Below are 3,006 nucleotides of genomic sequence, written 5' to 3'. Positions count from 1 at the left end.
CTGCACGCCGTGCTCGGCTGCGGCGGTGACCGCGACCCGCACAAGCGCCGCTCGATGGGCGCGGCCCTCGCCCGGCTCTCCGACACCGCGGTGCTGACCTCCGACAACCCCCGCTCGGAGGACCCGCTGTCGATCCTCGCGACGATGCTGGCCGGGGCCGCCGAGGTGCCCACCTACGAGCGCGGCACCGTGCTCCTGGAGGAGGACCGGGCCGCGGCCATCGCCGCCGCGGTCGCCCGCGCCGAACCGGGCGACACGGTCGTCATCGCCGGCAAGGGCCACGAGCAGGGGCAGGACATCGCCGGCGTCATCCGCCCCTTCGACGACCGCGCGGTGCTGCGCGCCGCGATCGAGGAGCGGCTGAAGCGATGATCCCCATGACGCTCACCGAGATCGCCGACGTCGTCTCGGGCCGGCTCCACGACATATCGGACCCGGCGGCGCTGGTCACCGGCCCGGCCGTCATCGACTCCCGGCAGGCCGCACCCGGCACGCTGTTCGCGGCCTTCGCCGGGGAACACGTCGACGGCCACGACTACGCCGTGGGCGCGGTCGCCGCCGGCTCCACCGCCGTACTGGCCACCCGCCCGGTCGGGGTGCCCGCGGTGGTCGTCGACGACGTGGTCGGCGCGCTGGGCGCCCTGGCCCGCCACTCCGTCCGCGCCCTGGGTTCGGCGGTGGTCGCCCTCACCGGCTCCGCGGGCAAGACCAGCACCAAGGACCTCATCGCCCAACTACTCGAACAGCTCGGCCCCACGGTCTGGACGCCGGGCTCGCTGAACAACGAGATCGGCCTGCCGATCACCGCGCTGCGGGCGGACGAGGGCACCCGGCACCTGGTGCTGGAGATGGGGGCCCGCGGCAAGGGCCACATCCGGTACCTGGCGGAGTTGACGCCACCGCGGATCGGGGTGGTCCTCAACGTCGGCTCCGCGCACGTCGGCGAGTTCGGCGGGCGCGAGCAGATCGCCGAGGCCAAGGGCGAACTGGTCGAGAGCCTGCCGGCTGCCGACGAGGGCGGTGTCGCGGTGCTCAACGGCGACGACCCGCTGGTGCGGGCCATGGCGGCCCGCACCACCGCCCGCGTGGTGTTCTTCGGTGAGGGCGACTCCTCACCGGACGCCACCGTGCGGGCCGCGGACGTGCGGCTCACCGCGGACGGCCGGCCCGCGTTCACGCTTCACACACCCTCCGGGTGCAGCGCCGTGACCATGCGCCTGTACGGTGAGCACCACGTGTCGAACGCGCTCGCCGCGGCGGCCGTTGCCCACGAACTGGGCATGCCCGCGGAGCACATCGCAACCGCGCTCAGCAGCGCGGGCACGCTCTCCCGGTGGCGGATGGAAGTCACCGAGCGCGCTGACGGCGTCACCGTCGTCAACGACGCGTACAACGCGAACCCCGAATCCATGCGGGCTGCGCTCCGCGCGCTGGCCGCCATGGCGGGTGGGGGGGACGCCAGGGCTGCGGGACGCCGCACGTGGGCGGTGCTCGGTGAGATGGCCGAACTCGGTGAGTCGGCGCTCGCGGAGCACGACGCGGTCGGACGGCTCGCCGTCCGGCTCAACGTCAGCAAGCTCGTGGCGGTGGGCGGCACAGCAGCCGCCTGGCTCGACATGGGCGCCAAGAACGAGGGTTCGTGGGGTGAGGAGTCGGTGCACGTGTCCGACGCTCGGGCGGCGATCGACCTGTTGCGCAGTGAACTGCGCCCGGGGGATGTCGTACTGGTGAAGGCTTCCCGTTCGGTGGGCCTGGAGCAGATCGCGCAGGCGCTGCTCGGTGACGTCGATGGCGAGGTCGCCGGTCGATGAGGCAGATCCTCTTCTCCGGGGTCATCGGGCTGTTCCTGACCCTGGTCGGCACTCCACTGCTGATCAAGCTGCTCGCCCGCAAGGGCTACGGGCAGTTCATCCGCGACGACGGCCCCCGCGACCACCACAGCAAGCGCGGCACGCCCACGATGGGTGGTATCGCCTTCATCCTGGCGACGCTCATCGCCTACGTGCTCACCAAGGTGATCACCGGCAGCGAGATGACCATCTCCGGCCTGCTGGTGCTGTTCCTGATGGCCGGCATGGGCCTGGTCGGCTTCCTCGACGACTACATCAAGATCGTCAAGCAGCGCAGCCTGGGCCTGCGGGCGAAGGCGAAGATGCTCGGCCAGCTGATCGTCGGCATCGCCTTCGCGGTGCTCGCGCTCAACTTCGAGGACCTGCGCGGCAACGCGCCGGCCTCCGACCGGCTCTCCTTCACCCAGGACTTCGGCTGGCAGATCGGCCCGGTGCTCTTCGTCATCTGGGCGCTGTTCATGATCCTGGCCATGTCCAACGGCGTGAACCTCACCGACGGCCTCGACGGCCTCGCCACCGGCGCGTCCGTGATGGTCTTCGGCGCCTACACCTTCATCGGCGTCTGGCAGTACCAGGACTCCTGCGCCATCACCGGCAGCCCCAGCTGCTTCGAGGTGCGCGACCCGCTCGACCTCGCGGTGGTCGCCGCCGCGCTGATGGGCGCCTGCTTCGGCTTCCTGTGGTGGAACACCTCACCCGCCAAGATCTTCATGGGTGACACCGGTTCGCTCGCTCTCGGCGGCGCCCTGGCCGGTCTGGCGATCCTGTCCCGCACCGAGCTGCTGCTCGCCATCCTGGGCGGCCTCTTCGTCCTCATCACCATGTCGGTGGTGATCCAGGTCGGATCGTTCCGCCTCACCGGCAAACGGGTCTTCAAGATGGCACCGCTCCAGCACCACTTCGAGCTGAAGGGCTGGAGCGAGGTGCTGGTCGTCGTCCGGTTCTGGATCATCCAGGGCATGTGCGCGATCGTCGGCATCGGCCTGTTCTACGCCGCCTGGGCGGCCCGCAAATGACCGCCGCCTTCCCCGGAGGACCCCGCTCGGCCGAGGAGTTCACCGGCCGGCGGGTGGTGGTCGCCGGCCTGGGCGTGAGCGGCGTCAGCGCCGCCCGCGCCCTGGTCGGGCTGGGCGCCGAGGTGACCGTGGTCGACGGC

3 protein-coding genes are annotated in these 3,006 nt (G+C 71.4%); all 3 read left to right on the top strand.

The genetic code is table 11. The features are described from left to right. Window positions 1-372, top strand: a 372-nt coding sequence (locus ACYVE9_RS21080; RefSeq protein ID WP_461029456.1) for a glutamate ligase domain-containing protein, incomplete at its 5' end; no start/stop codon positions are given. After that, entirely contained in the window at window positions 369-1,811 is a 1,443-nt protein-coding gene (locus tag ACYVE9_RS21075) for a UDP-N-acetylmuramoyl-tripeptide--D-alanyl-D-alanine ligase (RefSeq protein WP_461029455.1), read from the top strand. The genes ACYVE9_RS21080 and ACYVE9_RS21075, both read left to right, overlap by 4 nt. Next, window positions 1,808-2,866 carry a phospho-N-acetylmuramoyl-pentapeptide-transferase gene (gene mraY / locus ACYVE9_RS21070; protein WP_461029454.1) on the top strand — a complete coding sequence of 353 codons (1,059 nt, stop codon included), beginning with the start codon at window positions 1,808-1,810 and terminating at the stop codon, window positions 2,864-2,866. The genes ACYVE9_RS21075 and mraY overlap by 4 nt, the downstream gene beginning before the upstream one ends. The last annotated feature ends 140 nt before the right edge of the window (window positions 2,867-3,006 follow it).

Source organism: Streptomyces sparsus (assembly GCF_054776295.1).
This window is presented reverse-complemented; position numbering and strand designations above follow the sequence as displayed.